General features: G+C 39.4%; 20 protein-coding genes. 15 read left to right on the top strand and 5 right to left on the bottom strand.

Annotation, left to right across the window (positions count from 1 at the left end):
• The 12 genes from H5090_RS10370 to adk all read left to right on the top strand — a co-directional run.
• A partial coding sequence (locus H5090_RS10370; RefSeq protein ID WP_182695643.1) for a hypothetical protein occupies nt 1–371 on the top strand: 371 nt, incomplete at its 5' end.
• Between the two features lie 67 nt (nt 372–438).
• Nucleotides 439–1296, top strand: a complete 858-nt coding sequence (locus H5090_RS10365) for a DUF692 domain-containing protein (protein ID WP_024596352.1) — start codon at nt 439–441, stop codon at nt 1294–1296.
• Nucleotides 1297–1332: 36 nt separating this feature from the next.
• On the top strand, nt 1333–2085 hold the full coding sequence (locus H5090_RS10360; protein WP_182695642.1) for a DUF2063 domain-containing protein: 753 nt from the start codon (nt 1333–1335) through the stop codon (nt 2083–2085).
• 72 nt (nt 2086–2157) lie between these two features.
• Nucleotides 2158–2280, top strand: a complete 123-nt coding sequence (locus tag H5090_RS20845; RefSeq protein WP_002962301.1) for a hypothetical protein — start codon at nt 2158–2160, stop codon at nt 2278–2280.
• A gap of 171 nt (nt 2281–2451) precedes the next feature.
• Nucleotides 2452–2997 (top strand): adenine phosphoribosyltransferase, encoded by a 546-nt coding sequence (apt, locus tag H5090_RS10355; protein ID WP_002962303.1) that lies wholly within the window; start codon nt 2452–2454, stop codon nt 2995–2997.
• 3 nt (nt 2998–3000) lie between these two features.
• Nucleotides 3001–5526 (top strand): DNA polymerase III subunit gamma/tau, encoded by a 2526-nt coding sequence (gene dnaX / locus H5090_RS10350; RefSeq protein ID WP_182695641.1) that lies wholly within the window; start codon nt 3001–3003, stop codon nt 5524–5526.
• 60 nt (nt 5527–5586) lie between these two features.
• On the top strand, nt 5587–5913 hold the full coding sequence (locus tag H5090_RS10345; RefSeq protein WP_002962306.1) for a YbaB/EbfC family nucleoid-associated protein: 327 nt from the start codon (nt 5587–5589) through the stop codon (nt 5911–5913).
• A gap of 7 nt (nt 5914–5920) precedes the next feature.
• A complete protein-coding gene (gene recR / locus H5090_RS10340; protein ID WP_182695640.1) occupies nt 5921–6529 on the top strand; it encodes a recombination mediator RecR in 609 nt (202 codons plus the stop codon).
• 133 nt (nt 6530–6662) lie between these two features.
• A complete protein-coding gene (locus tag H5090_RS10335; protein WP_182695639.1) occupies nt 6663–8564 on the top strand; it encodes an MFS transporter in 1902 nt (633 codons plus the stop codon).
• A 4-nt stretch (nt 8565–8568) separates the two neighbouring features.
• Nucleotides 8569–9306, top strand: coding sequence for an RluA family pseudouridine synthase (locus H5090_RS10330; RefSeq protein ID WP_182695638.1), 738 nt, complete (start codon nt 8569–8571; stop codon nt 9304–9306).
• A 118-nt stretch (nt 9307–9424) separates the two neighbouring features.
• Nucleotides 9425–11338, top strand: a complete 1914-nt coding sequence (htpG, locus tag H5090_RS10325) for a molecular chaperone HtpG (RefSeq protein WP_024596357.1) — start codon at nt 9425–9427, stop codon at nt 11336–11338.
• 191 nt (nt 11339–11529) lie between these two features.
• Complete coding sequence (gene adk, locus H5090_RS10320; RefSeq protein WP_002962321.1) at nt 11530–12174, top strand: adenylate kinase; 645 nt, start codon at nt 11530–11532, stop codon at nt 12172–12174.
• Nucleotides 12175–12262: 88 nt separating this feature from the next.
• Here the strand turns inward: adk and tpx are convergent, their stop codons facing one another.
• Nucleotides 12263–12844 carry a thiol peroxidase gene (tpx, locus tag H5090_RS10315; protein ID WP_182695637.1) on the bottom strand — a complete coding sequence of 194 codons (582 nt, stop codon included), beginning with the start codon at nt 12842–12844 and terminating at the stop codon, nt 12263–12265.
• Nucleotides 12845–13077: 233 nt separating this feature from the next.
• Between tpx and H5090_RS10310 the strand changes: the two genes are divergently transcribed.
• Nucleotides 13078–14082 (top strand): response regulator, encoded by a 1005-nt coding sequence (locus tag H5090_RS10310; protein WP_024590825.1) that lies wholly within the window; start codon nt 13078–13080, stop codon nt 14080–14082.
• 3 nt (nt 14083–14085) lie between these two features.
• Nucleotides 14086–15057, top strand: coding sequence for a diguanylate cyclase (locus H5090_RS10305; RefSeq protein WP_182695636.1), 972 nt, complete (start codon nt 14086–14088; stop codon nt 15055–15057).
• 100 nt (nt 15058–15157) lie between these two features.
• Here the strand turns inward: H5090_RS10305 and H5090_RS10300 are convergent, their stop codons facing one another.
• From H5090_RS10300 to H5090_RS10285, 4 genes are all read right to left on the bottom strand, one after another.
• Nucleotides 15158–16672: a SpoVR family protein gene (locus tag H5090_RS10300; protein ID WP_182695635.1), complete on the bottom strand. Its 1515-nt coding sequence runs from the start codon at nt 16670–16672 to the stop codon at nt 15158–15160.
• 19 nt (nt 16673–16691) lie between these two features.
• Nucleotides 16692–17975 carry a YeaH/YhbH family protein gene (locus tag H5090_RS10295; RefSeq protein WP_182695634.1) on the bottom strand — a complete coding sequence of 428 codons (1284 nt, stop codon included), beginning with the start codon at nt 17973–17975 and terminating at the stop codon, nt 16692–16694.
• A gap of 31 nt (nt 17976–18006) precedes the next feature.
• A complete protein-coding gene (locus H5090_RS10290; protein ID WP_182695633.1) occupies nt 18007–19929 on the bottom strand; it encodes a PrkA family serine protein kinase in 1923 nt (640 codons plus the stop codon).
• 210 nt (nt 19930–20139) lie between these two features.
• Nucleotides 20140–20721, bottom strand: coding sequence for a superoxide dismutase (locus tag H5090_RS10285; RefSeq protein ID WP_002960323.1), 582 nt, complete (start codon nt 20719–20721; stop codon nt 20140–20142).
• Between the two features lie 266 nt (nt 20722–20987).
• Here H5090_RS10285 and H5090_RS10280 point away from each other — a divergent pair, with 266 nt between their 5' ends.
• Entirely contained in the window at nt 20988–21326 is a 339-nt protein-coding gene (locus tag H5090_RS10280; protein WP_004335359.1) for a Grx4 family monothiol glutaredoxin, read from the top strand.
• Nucleotides 21327–21414: the final 88 nt, after the last annotated feature.

The raw sequence follows: 21414 nt of genomic DNA, 5'->3' as shown, positions 1-21414 counted from the left end.
AATTAGATGCTGCAGAAGGTGAGTGCGGTGAAGGCGAAAGTGGCGGTACCGCAAAAGATAAAAAAGAAGGTAAATGCGGCGAAGGCAAAGGTGGGGGCGACGCAAAAGATAAAACAGAAGGCAAATGCGGCGAAGGCAAATGTGGCGGCGATGCAAAAGGTAAAAAAGAAGGTAAGTGCGGCGAAGGCAAATGTGGTGGCGACGCAAAAGATAAAAAAGAAGGTAAATGCGGCGAAGGTAAGTGTGGCGGCGATGCAAAAGACGCAAAAGCTAAAACAGAAGGCAAATGTGGTGAAGGTAAATGTGGCGGCGACGCTAAAAAAACTAAAAAAGAAGGTAAGTGCGGCGAAGGTAAATGTGGTGGCCGTTAATATCTTATTCTAAATAAGTTATGCTAAAAGGGCCCTAAGGCCCTTTTTTGTTAAGTTAGAGGTAGTTATGATACAAACTCAAAGTAAAGATTTTGGGATGGTGGGCCTTGGCCTACGACGAGAAATGCTTGATGAGCTGCTTGAGCATGTACCTAATCAAGTAGACTTTTTAGAAGTTGCGCCAGAGAACTGGTTAAAACTGGGTGGACGCTTTAAAAAGCAATTTAAAACATTAACCGATGCTAATAATTTTGTGTGTCATGGATTATCACTGTCTATCGGTTCTCCCGAACCTCTTGATGTTGAATTTGTTAAGTCTTTAAAAGTGTTTTTTGAAGAGCACAATATAAAAATTTTTAGTGAGCACTTAAGTTACTGCTCCGGTACAGGGCATATGTATGACTTAATGCCCATTCCATTTACACAAGATGCCATAGCACATGTTGTACCTCGCATTAAACAAGTTCAAGACATACTAGAGCAGCAAATTGCGATAGAAAATGTTTCCTATTATGGTGCTCCTGGACAGCAATTATCAGAGCTTGAATTTACGAATATTATTTTAGAGCAAGCTGACTGCAAGCTTTTACTTGATGTGAATAACATTTATGTTAATTCGATAAATCATGGCTACAACGCGCAAGCATTTTTAACTGGGTTACCCTCTAATCGTATAGCCTATGGGCATGTTGCTGGCCATTATAATGAGGCTGATGACTTAATTGTTGATACACATGGCGCTGATGTGATTGATCCTGTTTGGGAGCTACTCGATAAAGCATACGAAGTGCATGGCGTATTTCCAACCTTGCTTGAGCGCGATTTTAATATTCCTACCATGAATGTTTTAACCAAAGAGTTAGATATAATTCATGATCTACAAGCTAAACACTTTGATTCAACTGTTTCAAAACAACGAGCTTAATATAAGCCTTTATCAACATTAAAAGAGTGCCTAGTTATGAGCTTTATTGAAATACAAAACGAATTTATGGCGCATATTCGCGAGCCTCAAAAAAATAAAAAGCCCAGCGGTATCGAAGACAGGCGTATGGCTATTTATCGCGACCTATTTTTTAATAACATTGAAGGTTTTATATCATCAGGTTTTCCGGTATTAAAAACGTTATATACCCAGAAGCAATGGCAAGCCCTCGTACGCCAGTTTTTTAGCGAATATGATTGTCATTCGCCGTACTTTTTAGACATAGCAGGGGAGTTTATTAATTACTTATCAAGTGATTATAAAATGAAAAAATACGATCCCGTGTTTATGCTTGAGCTTGCCCATTATGAATGGGTAGAGCTAGATGTATCCATTGCACACGAAGATGAGCAAGAGAAAAAATTACAAACAACAGCGCTCACTAGTTCAGCTTTATATTTATCGAAAACGGCAAGAAATTTAAGTTATCAATTTCCGGTTCAAAATATTAGCAATCGCTTTAAACCAAAAGAGCCATCACCTCAGCCTAATTATTTTGTTGTATATAGAGATGAAGATGATGACGTTCAATTTCTGGCTACGAATGTGATGACAGCTTTGCTATTGTCAATCATAGAGGCAAGCGAAGGCGCGACATTTGACAACGTCTGCCAACAGGTATTAGCTCATGCACCACAATTTAATGCAGAGCAAATTGCTCAAGGTGCACTGGTTACTCTTAATGCTATGGTTGAACGAGGAGTAATTGTGACAAAAAATCAAGACTAAGGTCTTTATTGATGATTTTACATCGTCTATTATGGCAGCCTTATTTGCCGTGCTTAATAAAAGGTTGTACCAATGTCAGATGATAAAGACTTTAAAGATCCGTTCAACGCTACTTACTTTCTTGCTTTTTTAGCTGTATTTGCAGGGATTGGTTGTTTAAATGCAATATTAGGCTGGATCACTAGCTTAACGTAAAATGTATAACGTTTATTAAGGCTGTTGCTAACTTCAGCCTTGAACCACTTTATTTTAATTACCCCTTCCATATTTAATACTTCTTTTATAATAACGCCAAACTCGCAATTAAAGGTTAGTTAAGGTTATAATCACCTGCTTTGTAATATAAACAATTGAGCAGTTAAAATTATGACTCAAGTAACACCAGCAATTATCAAAAACAGCATAACTACAATTGCTGATTATCCAAAAGCGGGCATTATGTTTCGCGATGTAACCACTTTAATGGCAAATCCAGAAGCCTTTAAAGCAACTATTGACGCGTTTATCGCAGAATATAAAGATCAGGGCTTTACTAAAATCATAGGCACAGAATCACGTGGTTTTATTTTTGGTGCGCCATTGTCTTACGCGTTAGGCATTCCGTTTATTCCAGTACGTAAACCAGGTAAGTTACCACGCGAAGTTATTCGCCAAGATTACTTACTTGAGTACGGTGAAGACACGCTAGAACTGCATGTAGATGCAATTGTACCTGGCGACAAAGTATTACTAGTTGATGACTTATTAGCAACTGGTGGCACAATTGAAGCCACTGCTAAGTTAGTTAATAAACTAGGTGGCGAAGCCACAGATGCAGCATTTGTTGTATCACTACCAGAACTTGGTGGCGAGCAGCGCATCAAAAAAATGGGTATTAAAATCCTAAAATTGGTTGAATTCGAAGGCGAGTAATCGATGAGTTATCAGGTTCTAGCGAGAAAATGGCGTCCTCAAACCTTTCATGAATTGGTTGGGCAGTCTCATGTTAAGCAAGCGCTTGTAAATGCGCTTACGCAAAATAGACTGCATCACGCTTATTTATTCACTGGAACCCGCGGTGTAGGTAAAACCACCATTGCACGTATTTTTGCTAAAAGCCTAAATTGCGATGAAGGTATATCTGCAAATCCGTGTGGACAATGTAGCAGCTGTTTGGATATAGAAGCAGGGCGCTACATTGACCTACTCGAAATAGATGCGGCTTCTCGTACAAAAGTAGAAGACACTCGCGAAATACTTGATAATGTTCAATATGCACCAACGCGTGGACGTTATAAAGTATACCTAATCGATGAAGTTCACATGCTTTCTAAGCACAGCTTTAATGCGCTTTTAAAAACGCTTGAAGAGCCACCAGAGCATGTGAAATTTTTATTGGCGACGACGGATCCTCAAAAACTACCAGTTACTATTTTATCTCGCTGTTTACAATTCAATCTAAATGCCTTGTCGCAAAGTGAGATTAAAACACAGCTTGAACACGTACTTACTCAAGAACAGCTTAGCTTTGATACCGATGCACTTAGCATTATTTCAAAAGCCGCTGATGGCAGTATGCGTGATGCGCTTAGCTTAACCGACCAAGCTATTGCGCAAACAAATGGTGATATTAATAATCAAGCAGTACAAACAATGCTTGGTTTAATGGATACTCATTATAGCCAAAGCTTGCTTGCAGCATTACTTGCACAAGATGGCGCTGCGCTAATGGATGAGATTGCGCAGGTGGCAAGTCGTAATCCTAATTATGTGGCATTGCTTGATGATTTAATTGCACTTACGCATTTGACCCAACTAACCCAGTTAGTGCCAGAAGCGGCAGGGCTAGATGAAAAAAATGTAGATTATATTGCTCATGTTGCACAACATACGAGCCCACAACAAATTCAAATTTATTATCAGTTACTGTTAAATGGTAAAAAAGATTTACAATGGGCACCAGAGCCTCGCTTAGGTTTTGAAATGATTATGCTAAGATTATTAGCATTTAAGCCTACAGACGCGCAACAAACTATACACACAGCAAACGAAGAGCCGGCCCCAAATAAACAAGGCCGTGCAAATGCACTGCGAGATATATTAAATAAAAATAAAACATCGCAAAACACCGTAGCTGGCCAAAGCAGTGCTCCAGTAAATAATATTAAGCCAGTTAGCAATGCAGAGCAGCCTAAAGCCGTTGAGATAGAGCCTTCAGCTAACGCAGCCGCTCAGTCATCAAATAATGAAGTCGTGCAAAGTAATAATGAGCCTGCCCAAGTTGCAGTAGAGCAACCGGTTCAACAAAGTGAAAACGCTTCAAAGCAACAGGCTTTAGCTAAAGAGCAACCACAAACCAATGTTGTTTCAGATGCTCAAGCCCAGCGACAAAGTGAAGATGAAGCTTATATGCTCCATAGTGATGCTGAACAAACGCTGGCCTCGCAATTTGACGATATAATGAGTAGCGCTGTAGATCAGGGTTTTAACCCTGCACCTACTGCAAACTCAGAACCTCAATCAGAGCCCTTAACAAATCACAATGCAAGTACGCCAATAGCTGAACAAGAAGCGCAGGCGCAATCTGCCATTGCTCGTATTTTACGTGATAGAAACATATCCGGTGCGGGTAGGTTATCAAGCAAGAGTACAAGCACCTCTGCAAATAATGTAGCAGCGCAGCCAAACCAAGCACCCGCTAAAAAGCCAGAACACCAGCCAAGAATGCCTAAAGCTCAAAGTGTTCACCAAGATAGTACCGCTGAAAATATAAACGAGCTCAACAGCGTTTCAAGCATTGCACCTAGCGATCCCCCACCTTGGGTAAATGATAGTGCAGGTGCAAGTGAAAAAAAGCATGAGCTCCCACCAAGAGGGAGCGAAAGCCAGGCACATGGTCACGCTAATACAAAACCAGTACGAAAAGTTGATTTTAAAGAAAAGCATCAAACAATTACCGAAAATCTAGCGCCAGAGCTACTTGAGCAAATAAATCCTCAAAAAGTACCTGAAGCAGCGCCCGAGGAAATTAGCATTCCCGTGCCTGATGATTTTCAAAGTCCAATTAGTGAAATTAGATTTGCACATCAACAAGATGAATGGGCTTATTTAATTAAACGTATGGGACTGGGGGGTCGTATGCGCCAATTTGCATTGCATTCAATATTTACCAAGCAAGGCAACAGTTTACATATAGACGTTGATGAATCACAAAAGCATTTAGATACACCGATGCTTCGCCAAAGATTAGATGCCGCATTGTCGAGTATTTATGAGCATAACGTGTCGTTAAGTATTAATTTTGCTAAGGGAGTTATTGACTCTCCTTATCTTATTCAGCAAAAAATTGATGCAGGTCGTCATCAACAAGCAATCGATGTGATCACATCTGATGAAAACATAGTACAATTTCAGCAAGTATTTAGCGCCGAAATTGACGAAAACAGTATTCAGGCATTGTAATTACTTACAATCGCCCTTATGTTCATGTTAATTAATGTATTAAAAGAAAGAGAGAAAGTTATGTTTAAAGGTGGAATGGGCAACATGATGAAGCAAGCGCAGCAAATGCAAGATCGCATGCAAAAAGCCCAAGACGAAATCGCAACATTAGAAGTTGTTGGCGAAGCCGGTGCCGGTTTAGTTAAAGTAACCATGCTTGGTAACCACAATGTACGTCGTGTTCAGCTTGATGAAAGCTTGATGGAAGACGACAAAGACATGATTGAAGACTTACTTGCAGCAGCATGTAACGATGCTGTACGCCGTGTTGCTGAAGAAACACAAGAGCGTATGGGTAAAGTAACTGGGGGTATGCAATTACCACCAGGTATGAAAATGCCGTTTTAAGTCAATAATGCAACTTTCAGATAGTTTAAATCAGCTTATAGAAGCACTGCGCTGTCAACCTGGCATTGGTCCAAAGTCAGCGCAACGTATTGCTTTTCACCTGCTTGAGCGCGACCGAAAGGGAGGCACTCAGCTGGGCAATGCACTCACTAAAGCAATGACCGCCATAGGGCACTGTCAGTCTTGTCGTACTTTTTGCGAACAAGCTAAGTGCGATATTTGTTTAAGTACAAAACGCCAAGACAGCGGTATATTATGTGTTGTTGAATCGCCTACTGACGTACTTGCCATCGAGCAAACAGGTCAGTATTTAGGTCTATACTTTGTATTAATGGGTCACTTATCGCCAATAGACGGTATTGGTCCTAAAGAGATTGGCTTAGATGTTTTAGAGCAAAAGCTTGCTCAAGGCGATATTAATGAGGTTATTTTAGCGACTAACCCTACGGTTGAAGGCGATACTACCGCACATTATATTGCTCAGCTTTGTCATAAATACAAAGTAGGCGCTTCACGTATTGCCCATGGTATTCCTGTGGGAGGTGAGCTTGATTTAGTAGATGGTAGAACACTTATGCATGCCTTTAGCGGCAGGCGCCTAGTTACTCAAGACTAGCTCTAAGTCACTATTTGAAAACAAATTACCAAAGCCTACATGATTAAATCATGTAGGCTTTTTCGTTTTTAAGGTAAGCTTAAAAACAATCTAATTTATTTTTGGGCTATGTCTCTAATTAGTAAGGAATACAATGAAAGATAACCAACCCTATCAAGGTGCATTACTCGGTAGTAAGCGTTTTTTACCGCTTTTTATTACGCAGTTTTTCTCAGCGATAAACGATAACGTGTATAAGCAATCAGTGCTTATTCTATTAATATTTCAGGCTGCAACGCTTGCAGATGGCGCACTTTATTCAAATATTGCTGCTGGGTTATTTATTCTTCCGTTCTTTTTATTTTCAGGGATGGCAGGGCAGCTTGCAGAAAAAACAGAAAAATCAAAATTGATTAGAATCGTAAAACTATGTGAAATCCCTATTATGGTTGTTGGGGCAGTTTCTATTTTAACTCAGTATGTGTGGCTAATGTTAGCCACCGTATTTTTAATGGGCGTGCAAAGTACGTTTTTTGGTCCATTAAAATATTCTATTTTACCGCAGCACGTAGCACCGAATGAATTAACAAAAGCGAATGGTTTGGTTGAATCAGGCACGTTTGTGGCGATACTAATGGGTACAATTTTTGGCACTTATTATATTACTCAATCAGTAGGGCCTACGCTTATAAGTATTGCAGTATTAGTATTGGCCGTGATGGGTTATGTGAGCAGTCGCTTTATACCCACTAGTGAAGCAAACGAGCCTAACTTAAAATTTACCTATAATATATTTTCATCGACAAAAAACGTATTTTCAGCACTTAATTCGCAAACAGAATCGGTTGGTAAATCAGTACTTGGGATCAGTTGGTTTTGGTTAATTGGCGCCATCGTTTTAACGTCCCTACCAAATTATGTAAAACACACAATGGGCGGCGATGAACTGGTTGTAACTAGCGCGCTTGTTGTGTTTTCACTAAGTATTGCTATTGGTTCGTTACTGTGTGAAAAGCTTTCCCGCTCTCGAATAGAATTAGGAATTGTGCCTTTTGGCGCGATCTTAATTACCTTGTTTTTATACTTACTGAGCCAAGAGCCAGCCATTAGCTCTTATTTACCTCAAAACCTTGAGTTATTGACGCTTCAGGAGCTATTAAAAACAGGCGATATGGTGTGGCACTTTGTATGGATGGCAGGCATTGGTATTGGCTCTGGTTTTTACACTGTACCGCTGTATGCGCTTATTCAACAGCGTACTGAAGAGTCGAGTCGCTCACGAGTTATAGCGGCTAACAATGTATTAAATGCACTGTTTATGGTGGGCAGTGCTGTTTTAAGTATTGTAACGCTGTCTGTTTTTCAGTGGAGTATTTCAGAGTTGCTACTGTTACTTGCCGGGCTAAACTTACTTATCTCTGTTTATATTTATACCAAAGTACCAGAGTTCTTTTTACGATTTATTATATATATTTTAGCTATTTGTATGTACAGAGTGCGTACAAAAGGTGAAAGTAATATACCTGATGCAGGCGCTGCGGTTGTCGTGTGTAATCATGTCAGCTTTGTTGATTGGATGTTTATTTTAGCCGCATCACCAAGGCCTATCCGGTTTATGGTATTTGCCCCTATTTATTATTCGCCGGCTCTACATTGGTTATTTAAAATGGCTAAGGCTATTCCCATTAACAGTGAAAAAACCAATCCAGAAGCGTTTAAAAAAGCCTTTGACGAAGTAGCTGCTGCGCTTAATAAAGGCGAACTTGTTGGTATTTTCCCTGAAGGAAAACTAACCAGTGACGGCTCAGTGGATATTTTTCGCCGTGGAATCGAGCGCATTATTGAGCGCTCACCTGTGCCCGTTATTCCTGTGCACTTAGGTGGTTTATGGGGCAGCATGTTTAGTCGTAAAGCTAAGTGGCAATTGCCTCGATTAAAATGGTCTTTGGTGTCGGTTGCAGTCGGTGCCCCGATTGCTGCTGATAAAGTAGTAGCAGATGATTTACGTGAAAAAGTATTGGCTTTAAAAGCGCTTCATTCAAAAGATAGTGACTAATTTAATGATTAACTTAATGGCTAACCCAACATCGCAAACACCTTCAGAACAACCCATTATAGTTGATGATTTTGTAGCCCCTAAGTGCGACGGGTTTATTGAAATATTATATCAAGATGACGATATTTTACTGATCAATAAACCCAGTGGACTATTAAGCTTATCAGGTAAAAATCCGCTTAATTGGGACTCAGTGCATTACCGCTTAGTAAATGGTCAAAAGGGCTTAACAGCTGCATTTGCAGAGGCTAAGTTACCGCATCGGCTAGATTTGGGCACATCGGGCATTATGATTGTTGGGTTAAACGCGATTGCGTCAAAGCACCTTAATAAGCAATTTCAAGCGCGTACTATTCAAAAGCGTTATGTAGCCATGTTAGAGGGATGCTTGGCTGTTGATGAAGGGCAAATTACTGCGCCAATTGCAAAAGATAAACTGCTTTTTCCGCGTGTTAAAATTTGCCAATCGACAGGTAAAACAGCGCTGAGTGAATATAAAGTACTTGAGCGGCTCACGCAGCCGTGCAGAACCTTAGTGCAATTTACACCTATTACTGGGCGTACCCATCAATTACGAATACACAGCCAGTTTATAGGGCACCCAATTTTAGGCTGTGATATATATAAAAGTGCGCAAAGTGAACATATGGCACGGCGGTTACAATTACATGCCAGCGATTTATATTTTGAACATCCAACAACTGGTGAAAAGATTCATATTAATTGTCCGCATTCGTTTTAAACAAATTAATGGTTCTTTGTTTTCGTTTCACCTTTTTTAAATTTTTCCCTTGAAGTTCTAACACCTCACCCCATATTAAGTGCATAACGCAGACACTTTGCAAATTGGAGATATATAAATGACTGCAGCACAAAAAGAAACATTAGGCTTTCAAACAGAAGTAAAACAATTATTAAACTTAATGATTCATTCTCTTTATTCTAATAAAGAAATATTTTTACGTGAGCTTGTGTCAAATGCATCAGACGCAGCAGACAAGTTACGCTTTTTAGCATTATCTCAAGGTGACCTTTACCAAGGTGATGCCGATTTACGTGTTCGTATTAGTGCAGATAAAGAAGCAAATACAATTACCATTTCAGATAATGGTATTGGTATGACGCGCGATGAAATCATTAGCTCATTAGGTACTATTGCAAAGTCGGGTACTGCTGAGTTTTTCAAAAACTTAACGGGTGATCAAAGTAAAGATTCACAGTTAATTGGTCAATTCGGTGTTGGTTTTTACTCAGCATTTATTGTTGCTGATTTAGTCACTGTTCGTACACGCAAAGCCGGTGAAACAACCGCTTATGAGTGGGAATCTCAAGGTGAAGGCGAATACACACTTCAAGAAATTGAAAAAGAAGGCCGTGGTACCGACATTATTTTACATCTTCGCGATGAAGAAAAAGAATTTGCTGATGACTGGCGCCTACGTAGTATCGTTACTAAATACTCTGATCACATCTCAACGCCAGTACAAATGTTTAAAGCAGAAGTGCCTGAATCTGAAGGCGAAGACGGCGAAAAAATTCCAGCAGTACCAGGTGAGTGGGAAAGCATTAACCGCGCGACTGCATTGTGGACACGCGATAAATCAGAGCTTTCTGATGATGAATACAAAGAGTTTTACAAGCATGTAAGCCATGATTGGGAAGAGCCACTTAGCTGGGCACATAATAAGGTTGAAGGTAAAACTGAATACACTAGCCTTTTATATATTCCTAAAAAAGCACCTTTCGACTTATGGAACCGTGAACGTCAAAGTGGTTTAAAACTTTACGTACAACGTGTGTTTGTAATGGATGATGCTGAGCAATTCATGCCAAGCTACCTTCGCTTTGTAAAAGGCTTACTAGATTCAAACGATTTACCACTGAACGTATCTCGTGAAATTCTACAAGACAACAAAGTAACGCAAGCTATTCGTAAAGGGTGTACATCGCGTATTATTAAAATGCTTGAGCGTATGGCTAAAAACAAAGCTGACGATTACCAAGTATTTTGGAATGAGTTTGGTCAAGTAATGAAAGAAGGCCCAGCTGAAGATGCTGCCAATAAAGAAGCTATTTGTAAGCTACTTCGTTTTTCTTCGACACACACTGATTCACAAACACAAGATGTGTCGCTTGAGCAATATGTTGAACGCATGAACGAAGGCCAAGACAAAATTTACTACGTAGTAGCTGATACATTCACCGCTGCGAAAAACTCACCGCATTTAGAGATTTTCCGCAAAAAAGGCATTGAAGTATTACTACTAAGTGACCGTGTTGACGAGTGGATGATGAGTCACCTAACTGAATTTGCTGATAAGCAACTACAGTCGATCACACGTGGTGACTTAGATTTAGGTAAGCTTGACGACGAAGAAACTAAAAAAGCGCAAGAAGAGTCTGAAAAAGAAATGGCTGGGCTTGTTGAACGTATTAAAACAGCACTAGGTGATGACGTTAAAGAAGTGCGCTTTACGCACCGCTTAACAGATTCTCCAGCATGTGTTGTAAGCGACGACAACGACATGAGCTCACAAATGCAAAAGCTAATGGAGTCTGTTGGTCAAGCAGCCCCTGAAGCAAAACCTGTGTTTGAGCTAAACCCAGAGCATCAACTTGTTAAGCACTTAAATGACGAACAAGATGAAGATAAGTTTGCGCAGTGGTCACACGTTTTACTAGATCAAGCGCTACTTGCAGAACGCGGTACACTTAAAGATCCAACAGGATTTGTTACTCGCTTAAATAAATTGATGCTTGAACTAAGTAAATAAGCAAATAGCTATTTACTCAGTTAATAAAGTATAAATTATGTACTTTAAATAAAAGGGAACGTGTGTTCCCTTTTTTAATGCCCTGTAAACACCCCAACGGCTCATCAATTAGTATAAGTTGCTTGAGTATCGGCGGCGCTTGTGGAAGAATTCAGGCTTTAAAATAAATATCCATACTAGGGGACAATAATATGCGCATTATTCTTTTGGGCGCGCCGGGTGCAGGTAAAGGTACTCAAGCTCAGTTTTTAATGGACAAATACGGTATTCCACAAATTTCTACTGGCGATATGTTACGTGCGGCAATTAAAGAAGGCACGCCACTGGGTCTAGAAGCAAAAAAAGTAATGGATGCTGGTCAACTAATTTCTGACGATATTATTATTGGTTTAGTTAAAGAGCGTATTACTAAAGCGGATTGTGAGAAAGGTTTTTTACTTGATGGCTTCCCGCGTACAATCCCGCAAGCGGATGCAATGAAAGAAAATGGCGTAGTGGTTGATCACGTTATTGAATTTGACGTGGCTGATGAAGTCATTGTTGAGCGTATGGGCGGACGTCGCGTTCATCCTGGTTCTGGTCGTGTTTACCACGTTGTTTATAATCCACCAAAAGTGGAAGGTAAAGACAACGAAACTGGCGAAGACTTAATTGTTCGCGCTGATGATACTGAAGAAACAGTACGTAAACGTTTAGGTATTTACCACGAGCAAACTATGCCATTGGTTGATTACTATCAAGCAGAAGCGGCTGCTGGTAATACTCAATACCATAAACTAGATGGTACACAAGCTGTTGAAACTGTTAGCCAACAACTTGGTGAACTTTTAGGTTAATTATAAAAGCACATTAAAAAACCGCCAATTGGCGGTTTTTTGTTTTAAGGCTATTTAGCATTGCTTAATTAGTGCTACTTAATGGACTTTACAATGTTTTAAGTTTCTCAATTACGCTGTTGTATTCTGGTTCAGTTGAAAGGCTACTAACTAACTGTTTATAAATGACGTTATGGCTTTCATCTAAAATAAAGACTGTTCGCGTTAGTAAGCCCATATCTTTAATAATCAATCCGTATTTCTGACCAAAATCACGCCAAACAGAATCTGATAACGTAGTGATTTTATCGATATTTTCAGCTTTGCAAAAACGCTTTTGAGCAAATGGTAAATCAGCACTAATTGTTAGCATAACTACACTTGGGAATTGTGAGGCTACTTTTTCATTAAAGTGCTTAGTTTGCAGGCTACAAATGCCGGTATCTAGGCTGGGTACTACACTTATTAATACAGCTTGGCCTTTATAATCCTCAAGTGTCACTGGAATAAAGTTGTCATCAACAACTTTAAAGTTTGGCGCACTATCTCCAATTGAGATACCTTGACCTAATAAAGTGACTGGTTTGCCTTGTGCGGATACTTTTCCTGCATCAAGTGTGTTTTCTGGATAGTCGGCTGCAATAGCCACAGAACAAAATGAACTCAAAGCAAAGGCAAGTGAACGTAACATAAGGTATTTCCTTTTAAATTAACGCAATGGGCGTCAGTGTATTATACTGGGCTTTAGTTACCAAGTGATTAAACCTGCTTAATAGAGTGGGTATTAGCTCTGAAATATAAAAATTGTAACTATGCTAAACTTTGATTAACATGAAGTTACAAAAGATATCTTCAATAATAAAAATAAAAACCATCATAAAATGATTTTAATGCTCATTACTGGTTTAGAAACAGAGAGATAATATGTCAACATCGGTATTAATATGTGATGACTCGAAATTAGCTAGGCGTCAGCTAGCTCGCTCATTACCTGAAGATTGGGACATTAAAGTTGAATTTGCACTTGACGGCGTTGATTGTATAAAGCAAATAAAGTTAATTGAACCAGAGATACTTTTTCTCGATTTAAACATGCCAGAAATGGACGGTTATGAAGTTTTAATCGCTATGAAAGAACAGGGGCTTAATATTCTCACTGTTGTTGTCTCTGGTGATATACAACCAAGTGCACACCAAAGAGTGCTTGAGCTTGGTGCTATCGATTTTATTCAAAAACCATGTTCTCCCGAAAAACTAGCCAGCATAATTGAACACCATGGGATTAAAGATAAAGCCATGCGTGAGCGTCTCTCTCATTCGCTAGGAGAGCAAGTCGACCCTGATGTTCGGGATATATACCAAGAGCTAACTAACGTTGCTATGGGGCAGGCTGGGGATTTACTTGCACGTCTTCTTAATGTATTTGTAGAGTTACCAATTCCTAATGTGAATATTTTGGAAGTTAATGAACTCGATATGGCGCTGCAGTCTATAGATAATAACGCAGCTACATCGGGTGTGTGCCAGGGCTTTATTGGCGGTGGTATTTCGGGCGAGGCGCTATTACTTTTAAATGATTCAAGCTTTAAAGAAATAGCTTCTTTGATGAACTATGACGGCGAGTTAAACGATAAAGTTGAACTTGAGTTGCTTATGGATATTAGTAATATTTTGATAGGCGCGATTTTAACGGGTCTTTCAAAACAGCTCGATATGTCATTTAGCCAAGGGCACCCGATTGTACTTGGCCAACACAGAGATGTATCTGAGTTGGTTAAATCAAACAAGTCACGTTGGCAACGCACCCTTGCAATAGAGATTAGTTACGGTATTGAAAACCATGATATAAATTGCGACCTCATGCTGTTATTTACTGAAGATTCACTTAAAACTTTGAAATACAAAGTTGCTTACCTATTAGAAGATTAAGTTATGGCCGCTGATTTAGAAATGAATGAGATCCATTGGTTAATGGATATGTTTAATACCGTTGATGTAGGCCTTGTGGTACTCGATAGGGATTATAAGGTGTGTGTATGGAATGGTTTTATGGAAAACCATTCAGGGCTTCTACCAAGCGCAGTAAAAGATAAAGATCTATTTGATTTATTTCCTGCAATAGACGAAAAATGGTTTAGAAGTAAATCTGAGTCGGTTTTTGTTTTAAAAAACCGCTCTTTTACGATTTGGGAGCAGCAGCCATACATTTTTAGGTTTAAAAATTATCGACCTATTACTGGTAAAGCTGATTACATGTATCAAAATGCGACATTCATCCCTCTTACCAATACGATGGGCGAAGTTAGCCACATTTGTATTATTTTGTATGATGTAACAGATGTCGCGGTAAATAAAAAAGAGCTTGAAGAGTTAAATAAAAAATTAGAACAAGTAAGTCAAACAGATAGCTTAACGCAGCTTGCAAACCGTGGACACTGGGAAGGTACGCTACGCCAAGAGTTTTTAAGAGTTAAGCGAAGTGGTGGCTGTAGTACATTATTAATGTTTGATATTGATCACTTTAAAAAAATAAATGATGAATATGGTCATAGCTGTGGTGATGAATCGCTTCGTCACTTATCTAACTTACTACGTACGACGCTGCGCGAGACTGATGTTGCAGGGCGCTATGGCGGTGAAGAGTTTGCAGTGACATTGCTTGATACAGATAAAGAAGGCGCTTTTGTATTTGCTGAGCGTTTAAGGGTATTGATTGAAACTAACCCTGTTAAGTATAAACACTTTGAAATAACAATGACGGTAAGTATAGGGCTGGCTGGTAGCAGTAATGATTTTAAAAATCATGAGCGCTGGATAGAGGCTGCAGATAAAGCACTGTACCAGTCTAAAAATACAGGGCGAAATAAAGTAATAACCTACGAAGATATAAAAAATGACGCTTAAGCGTCATTTTTTATATCCAGAATTTAGGGTTAAATAATACCGTGTTTTTTTACAATCTGCTGAGCAAATCCAATCAGTATGGAAATTGTATTGCCCTTCATTATTGTGTTGTGTGTCGAGAGTCATCTATTGGGCATTGACCAATCATTGAAACCTCACCAGAATTTGACTCTTGCTCTAGTTTTACTTTAAAGCCCCATAATCTGTAAAGATGCTTAAGCACTTCCTCGTGCGAGTTTGCTAAAGGAATATTGTTATGAGGTACATAGCGTAGGGTTAATGAACGGTCACCTCTAATATTAACATCATACACTTGAATGTTAGGCTCATGATTACTTAAATTGTACTGCGCTGAGAGTGCTTCTCTCACTGCCTTATAGCCGTTGTCGTTATGTATTGCGCCAATTTCTAGATGGGGATTATTAGTATGGTCAATAATAGTAAATAATTTAAAATCACGAATTAACTTAGGCGATAAAAACTGGCTAATAAAACTTTCATCTTTAAAGTTTTCCATTGCAAAATGCAGTGTATCTAGCCAGTTACTACCTGCATATTCAGGAAACCAGCGTTTATCTTCTTCAGTTGGGTGTTCACATATTCTGCGAATATCAACCATCATATTAAAGCCTAAAGCATATGGGTTAATGCCTGAATAATACTTACTGTTATAAGGTGGCTGATAAACTACGTTGGTGTGGCTTTGTAAAAACTCTAACATGAAAGAGTCGGTGAGCTTTCCCTCATCATATAAGTGATTAAGGATGGTGTAATGCCAAAAAGTTGCCCAGCCTTCGTTCATTACTTGAGTTTGCTTTTGTGGGTAAAAGTATTGCGAAATTTTACGAACAATACGTATCACTTCACGTTGCCAAGAATCGAGTAATGGGGCATTTTTTTCAATAAAATACAAAATATTTTCTTGAGGTTCAGAAGGGAAATGGCGAACTTTCTTTTTGGTTTCTTGCTGTTGCTCAGGAATAGTTCGCCATAATTCGTTTACTTGCGATTGAAGGTAGTCTTCGCGCTCTTGTTGGCGTTTTTGCTCTTCAAATAGCGATATTTGTTGTGGACGTTTGTAGCGATCGACCCCGTAATTCATTAATGCATGACATGAGTCGAGTAGGGCTTCTACTTGTGTAATACCATGCTTTTCTTCACAGCGGCTTATGTAGTTTTTAGCAAATACCAAGTAATCAATAATTGAACCTGCATCGGTCCAGGTTTTAAATAAGTAATTACCTTTAAAAAATGAGTTATGTCCGTAACACGCATGTGCCATTACAAGCGCTTGCATAGGTAGGGTGTTTTCTTCCATTAAGTACGCAATACAAGGGTCTGAATTTATCACTATTTCGTAAGCGAGACCCATTTGTCCGCGCTTATAATTTTGCTCTGTTTGAATGAACTTTTTACCGTACGACCAATGACTGTAGCCAATAGGCATACCAACGCTTGAATAAGCATCCATCATTTGCTCTGCGGTTATCACTTCAATTTGATTAGGGTAGGTGTCTAACCTGTAGTGAGCTGCAACACGGGCAATTTCACCTTGGTACTCATCTAATAAATCAAAGGTCCAATCTGGGCCATCACTCAATCGTTTATCATTCATAATGTTACCTCGCTTTAGGCTATGCAGAGTTTTGCTGTTGACGACCTTTTTTAAATAGCTCCATAAAAATTGGGTAAATATCTTCAACGCTTTGGATATGCTGTATAGCGAAATTATTATGGCTGTGTGTTATAGATTCATATTCGCGCCATAGGCTTTGATGAGCACGATTGGTTATTTCAATATAAGCAAAATAGCGTACTGCGCTTAAGAGCTTATTACGTAATATTTCACCACACTGCGGCGTGTCGTCCGCCCAGTTATCGCCATCAGAGGCTTGTGCGGCGTATACATTCCACTCGTTTGCGTGATAACGCTCTTTTATTATTTCGTTCATTAATTTAAGAGCGCTCGAAACAATGGTACCGCCAGTTTCTTGGGAGTAAAAAAACTCTTGTTCGTCTACTTCTTTAGCTTGTGTGTGGTGGCGAATATAAACAACTTCTATGTCTTTATAACTGCGCGTTAAAAATTGATAGAGCAAAATATAAAAACGCTTTGCCATGTCTTTTGTTGGCTGATCCATTGAGCCTGACACATCCATGATACAAAACATCACGGCTTTGCTGGTGGGGTGAGGGCGCTTTTCGTAATTACGAAAACGTAAATCGTAGTTATCAATAAACGGAACCGACTTAATTTGCACTTTTAATGCTGCAATTTCTTTTTGTAATAAAGCAATTGCCGCTTTATCGTTATGTGGACCAGCAAGCAGCAGAGCAAGTTGTTCTTCGAGCTCTTTTAAACGGCGTTTTTTACCTGCACTCATGGCAACACGCCGTGCAAGCGAGCCTTGAAGAGAGCGTACAATGTCAATATTACTTGGCATGCCGTCGCTACAAAAACCTGCGCGATGGGTTTTCATTTGCACTAACTTATCAAGCTGGTTTTCTTGTAAGTTAGGAAGTTCTAGATCTTCAAACAGTAAATCAAGGTATTCATCTTTTGATATTGAAAATACAAACTCATCTTGTCCCTCGCCCGAATCGCTGGCGTCACCTTCACCGGCACCACCGCCTTGTCCGCCTTTAGGGCGCTCAATTTTATCACCTGTAGAAAACTGATCGTTACCAGGGTGAATTTGTTCTCTATTCCCGCCTTGCCCTTGATGAAATGTAGGTTCGCTGATATCGCGTTGTGGAATAGAAATACTCTCACCAGAGCTTGAATCGGTAACGCTGCGTTTGTTAATCGCATCTGAAACCGCTTCTTTAATTTGTTTTTTATAGCGCCTAATAAAGCGCTGGCGATTAAGCGTACTTTTATTTTTTCCGTTTAAACGCCTATCTATAAAATGCGCCATATTGACCTCCTAAATACTACGACTATGAAGGTTATTGCGATTTTCTAACCCGTAAATACCACTCAGAAAGCAAGCGAACTTGTTTTTGTGTATAGCCTTTTTCGACCATACGGTTCACAAAGTCTTCGTGCTTTTGCTGATCCTCTGCAGACGTTTTAGTATTAAACGAAATAACAGGGAGTAAATCTTCAGTATTAGAGAACATTTTTTTCTCAATCACCGTGCGTAGTTTTTCGTAGCTTGTCCATAGTGGGTTTTTACCGTTGTTGTGTGCGCGGGCACGCAGTACAAAGTTCACTATTTCATTACGAAAATCTTTAGGATTAGAAATACCCGCTGGCTTTTCTATTTTTTCAAGTTCAGCGTTTAGCGCTGCGCGGTCAAATAGCTGTCCTGTATCGGGGTCGCGATATTCTTGGTCTTGTATCCAAAAATCTGCATAAATAACATAACGGTCAAAAATATTTTGTCCGTATTCTGAGTACGATTCTAGATAAGCGGTTTGCAGTTCTTTACCTATAAACTCGACATATTGTGGAATTAAATAGCCTTTTAAAAAGCTTAAATAACGCTCTTCTATTTCACTTGAAAATTGCTCGCGCTCTATCTGTTGCTCAAGCACATAGAACAAATGCACCGGATTTGCAGCAACCTCAGTGGTATCAAAGTTAAACACTCGGGACAAAATTTTAAACGCAAAGCGGGTAGAGAGCCCCGTCATACCTTCATCTACCCCTGCGTAATCACGATACTCTTGATACGATTTTGCTTTAGGGTCGGTATCTTTTAGAGTTTCGCCATCGTATACCCGCATTTTAGAATAGATACTTGAATTTTCTGGCTCTTTTAAACGTGATAGCGTCGTAAATTGCGCCAATGTTTTAAGTGTACCCGGTGCACATGGCGCGTTGTATAGCTCGCTGTGCTCAAGTAATTTGTCGTAAATTTTAATTTCTTCAGTTACACGTAAGCAATAAGGGACTTTCACAATATAAACACGGTCTAAAAATGCTTCGTTGTTTTTATTGTTTTTAAAGGTTTGCCACTCAGACTCATTCGAGTGAGCGAGGATCATGCCATTAAAGGGCAGGGCACTAATGCCTTCTGTGCCGTTATAGTTACCTTCTTGGGTTGCGGTAAGTAAAGGGTGCAGCACTTTAATAGGCGCTTTAAACATTTCTACAAATTCCATCAGCCCTTGGTTAGCTAAACACAAAGAGCCAGAGTAGGCGTATGCATCAGGATCGTTTTGGGCAAAGTGCTCAAGCTGGCGAATATCGACCTTACCAACCAGTGCTGAAATATCTTGGTTGTTTTCATCTCCTGGTTCGGTTTTGGCAATGCCTATTTGGTTTAAAATAGAAGGGTAGCGTTTAACCACTCTAAACTGGCTTATATCACCATTGAACTCTTTTAAGCGTTTGCCAGCCCAAGGCGACATAATGGTTTTTAAGTAGCGCGGTTTAATACCGTATTCTTTGCTGAGTACGTCTGCATCTTCGATAGGATCAAACAAGGAGAGGGGGTGATCGTTTACAGGAGACCCTTTAATTGAATAAATAGGCACTTGTTGCATTAAATACTTTAGTTTTTCAGCAATGGATGATTTACCCCCACCAACAGGTCCAAGTAAATAAAGCACTTGTTTGCATTCTTCTAGCCCCTGAGCCGCATGTTTTAAATAAGAGACTATTTGCTCAATGGCGTCTTCCATACCATAAAAATCAGCAAAGGCAGGGTAGCGCGCAACTACTCTATTTGAAAATAATCGACTTAGTCGTGCATCCGTTGCGGTATCTACCATGTGTGGTTCGCCAATTGCCATGAGTAGGCGTTCTGGTGCTCTGGCGTAGGCAGACTTATCGGTTTTACAAATCTCAAGAAATTCAGCGATACTGTATTCTTCTTCCTGTGCCGCTTCGTATCGTGCTTGGTAATGCTCAAAAATCGTCATAATAACCTCCGAAACCCGCTGTAAAAAGGTGCTTACCTTTTAAAGTCTAGTCACGAATGTGTATTTTTGTGCAATAAAATTAAAAATTTAAGTGAAAAAAGATCATGTTACTAAAAGTGTTTTATTAGATGATGAGGCGCTTAGGTGTGATAAACAACAAACAAAAAAAGACGCCTAAGCGTCTTTTTTACATTAGCGTTTAAAGGCTAATTAGGCGAAGTTAGCGTTCGCGAATTCCCAGTTAACAAGCGACCAAAAACCTTTAAGGTAATCTGGACGAACGTTACGGTAATCGATGTAGTAAGCGTGTTCCCATAAATCCACTGTAAGGATTGGAGTAACGCCATCATCAGTTAATGGTGTAGCAGCGTTAGATGTATTAACGATGTCTAGTGAACCATCAGCAAGCTTAACTAACCACGTCCAGCTTGAACCAAAGTTATTTACTGCTTTGTCATTTAATGCATCTTTAAACGCATCAAAAGAACCCCATTTAGCGTTGATTGCATCAGCAACTGCGCCAGTAGGCTCGCCGCCGCCGTTTGGAGATAAGCTGTTCCAGTAAAAAGTATGGTTCCAGATTTGTGCTGCGTTGTTAAATACGCCGCCTTCTGATGAACATACGATCTCTTCTAGAGATTTGTTTTCAAACTCAGTACCAGGGATTAAACCATTAAGCTTAACCACGTATGTGTTGTGGTGTTTGCCATGGTGAAACTCTAGCGTTTCTTTTGAAATATGTGGCTCAAGTGCGTCGATTGCATATGGTAGTGACGGTAGTTCAAATGCCATTTTTTTATCTCCATCTTCTTTGGTTGATAGTCCATTTGGTAATACGTAATGCCTGTTGAAACAGAGCAGTTACCTATACCAAGCGGTAATATAGTGTTACTATAATTGTTGAGTATTTTACTCAAGTTTAAGCAAACAGCAATGCTATTGCGAAAGACTATTTCAATTGCGGCTTTATTTGCCCATTTTAAGTTATATATTTGTGGTCACGATGAGTTATTTTCAAGACCTAAATATATTTAGCTATCGTTACTTTGAGGTTGTAGATGGAAACCATTGATAAAATTAAACAGCAAATTTCAGAAAATCCAATAATCCTTTTCATGAAAGGGTCACCAAAATTACCAAATTGTGGTTTTTCTTCACAAGCATCGCAAGCGTTAATGTCATGTGGTGAACCATTTGCATACGTTGATATTTTACTTAATCCAGACATTCGTGCTGAGCTTCCAGCATACGCAAATTGGCCAACATTCCCACAACTTTGGGTAGATGGCGAATTAGTTGGTGGTTGTGACATTATTATCGAAATGTTTCAGCGCGGTGAATTACAGCCGTTAATTACAGAAACTGCTGCTAAATATAAAGAAGCTGACGCAGAGTAATTTATTACTCAACCTGAACTCAGGTTATTAAGCTCTTTAAACACAAAGCCACTTTTTAAGTGGCTTTGTTGTTTTTAATTTGTGTAAA

The organism is Pseudoalteromonas sp. SR43-5, assembly GCF_014163835.1.
GTDB classification, from domain to species: Bacteria; Pseudomonadota; Gammaproteobacteria; order Enterobacterales; family Alteromonadaceae; genus Pseudoalteromonas; species Pseudoalteromonas distincta.
Note: the sequence above shows the minus strand (reverse complement) of the source record. Positions and strands in the feature narration are given on the sequence as shown.

Excerpts from the sequence above, each read along its gene's own strand:
- H5090_RS10365 (WP_024596352.1), top strand. The coding sequence starts at position 439 with ATGATACAAACTCAAAGTAAAGATTTTGGGATGGTGGGCCTTGGCCTA.
- H5090_RS10360 (WP_182695642.1), top strand. The coding sequence starts at position 1,333 with ATGAGCTTTATTGAAATACAAAACGAATTTATGGCGCATATTCGCGAG.
- H5090_RS20845 (WP_002962301.1), top strand. The coding sequence starts at position 2,158 with ATGTCAGATGATAAAGACTTTAAAGATCCGTTCAACGCTACTTACTTT.
- apt (WP_002962303.1), top strand. The coding sequence starts at position 2,452 with ATGACTCAAGTAACACCAGCAATTATCAAAAACAGCATAACTACAATT.
- dnaX (WP_182695641.1), top strand. The coding sequence starts at position 3,001 with ATGAGTTATCAGGTTCTAGCGAGAAAATGGCGTCCTCAAACCTTTCAT.
- H5090_RS10345 (WP_002962306.1), top strand. The coding sequence starts at position 5,587 with ATGTTTAAAGGTGGAATGGGCAACATGATGAAGCAAGCGCAGCAAATG.
- recR (WP_182695640.1), top strand. The coding sequence starts at position 5,921 with ATGCAACTTTCAGATAGTTTAAATCAGCTTATAGAAGCACTGCGCTGT.
- H5090_RS10335 (WP_182695639.1), top strand. The coding sequence starts at position 6,663 with ATGAAAGATAACCAACCCTATCAAGGTGCATTACTCGGTAGTAAGCGT.
- H5090_RS10330 (WP_182695638.1), top strand. The coding sequence starts at position 8,569 with ATGATTAACTTAATGGCTAACCCAACATCGCAAACACCTTCAGAACAA.
- htpG (WP_024596357.1), top strand. The coding sequence starts at position 9,425 with ATGACTGCAGCACAAAAAGAAACATTAGGCTTTCAAACAGAAGTAAAA.
- adk (WP_002962321.1), top strand. The coding sequence starts at position 11,530 with ATGCGCATTATTCTTTTGGGCGCGCCGGGTGCAGGTAAAGGTACTCAA.
- tpx (WP_182695637.1), bottom strand. The coding sequence starts at position 12,844 with ATGTTACGTTCACTTGCCTTTGCTTTGAGTTCATTTTGTTCTGTGGCT.
- H5090_RS10310 (WP_024590825.1), top strand. The coding sequence starts at position 13,078 with ATGTCAACATCGGTATTAATATGTGATGACTCGAAATTAGCTAGGCGT.
- H5090_RS10305 (WP_182695636.1), top strand. The coding sequence starts at position 14,086 with ATGGCCGCTGATTTAGAAATGAATGAGATCCATTGGTTAATGGATATG.
- H5090_RS10300 (WP_182695635.1), bottom strand. The coding sequence starts at position 16,672 with ATGAATGATAAACGATTGAGTGATGGCCCAGATTGGACCTTTGATTTA.
- H5090_RS10295 (WP_182695634.1), bottom strand. The coding sequence starts at position 17,975 with ATGGCGCATTTTATAGATAGGCGTTTAAACGGAAAAAATAAAAGTACG.
- H5090_RS10290 (WP_182695633.1), bottom strand. The coding sequence starts at position 19,929 with ATGACGATTTTTGAGCATTACCAAGCACGATACGAAGCGGCACAGGAA.
- H5090_RS10285 (WP_002960323.1), bottom strand. The coding sequence starts at position 20,721 with ATGGCATTTGAACTACCGTCACTACCATATGCAATCGACGCACTTGAG.
- H5090_RS10280 (WP_004335359.1), top strand. The coding sequence starts at position 20,988 with ATGGAAACCATTGATAAAATTAAACAGCAAATTTCAGAAAATCCAATA.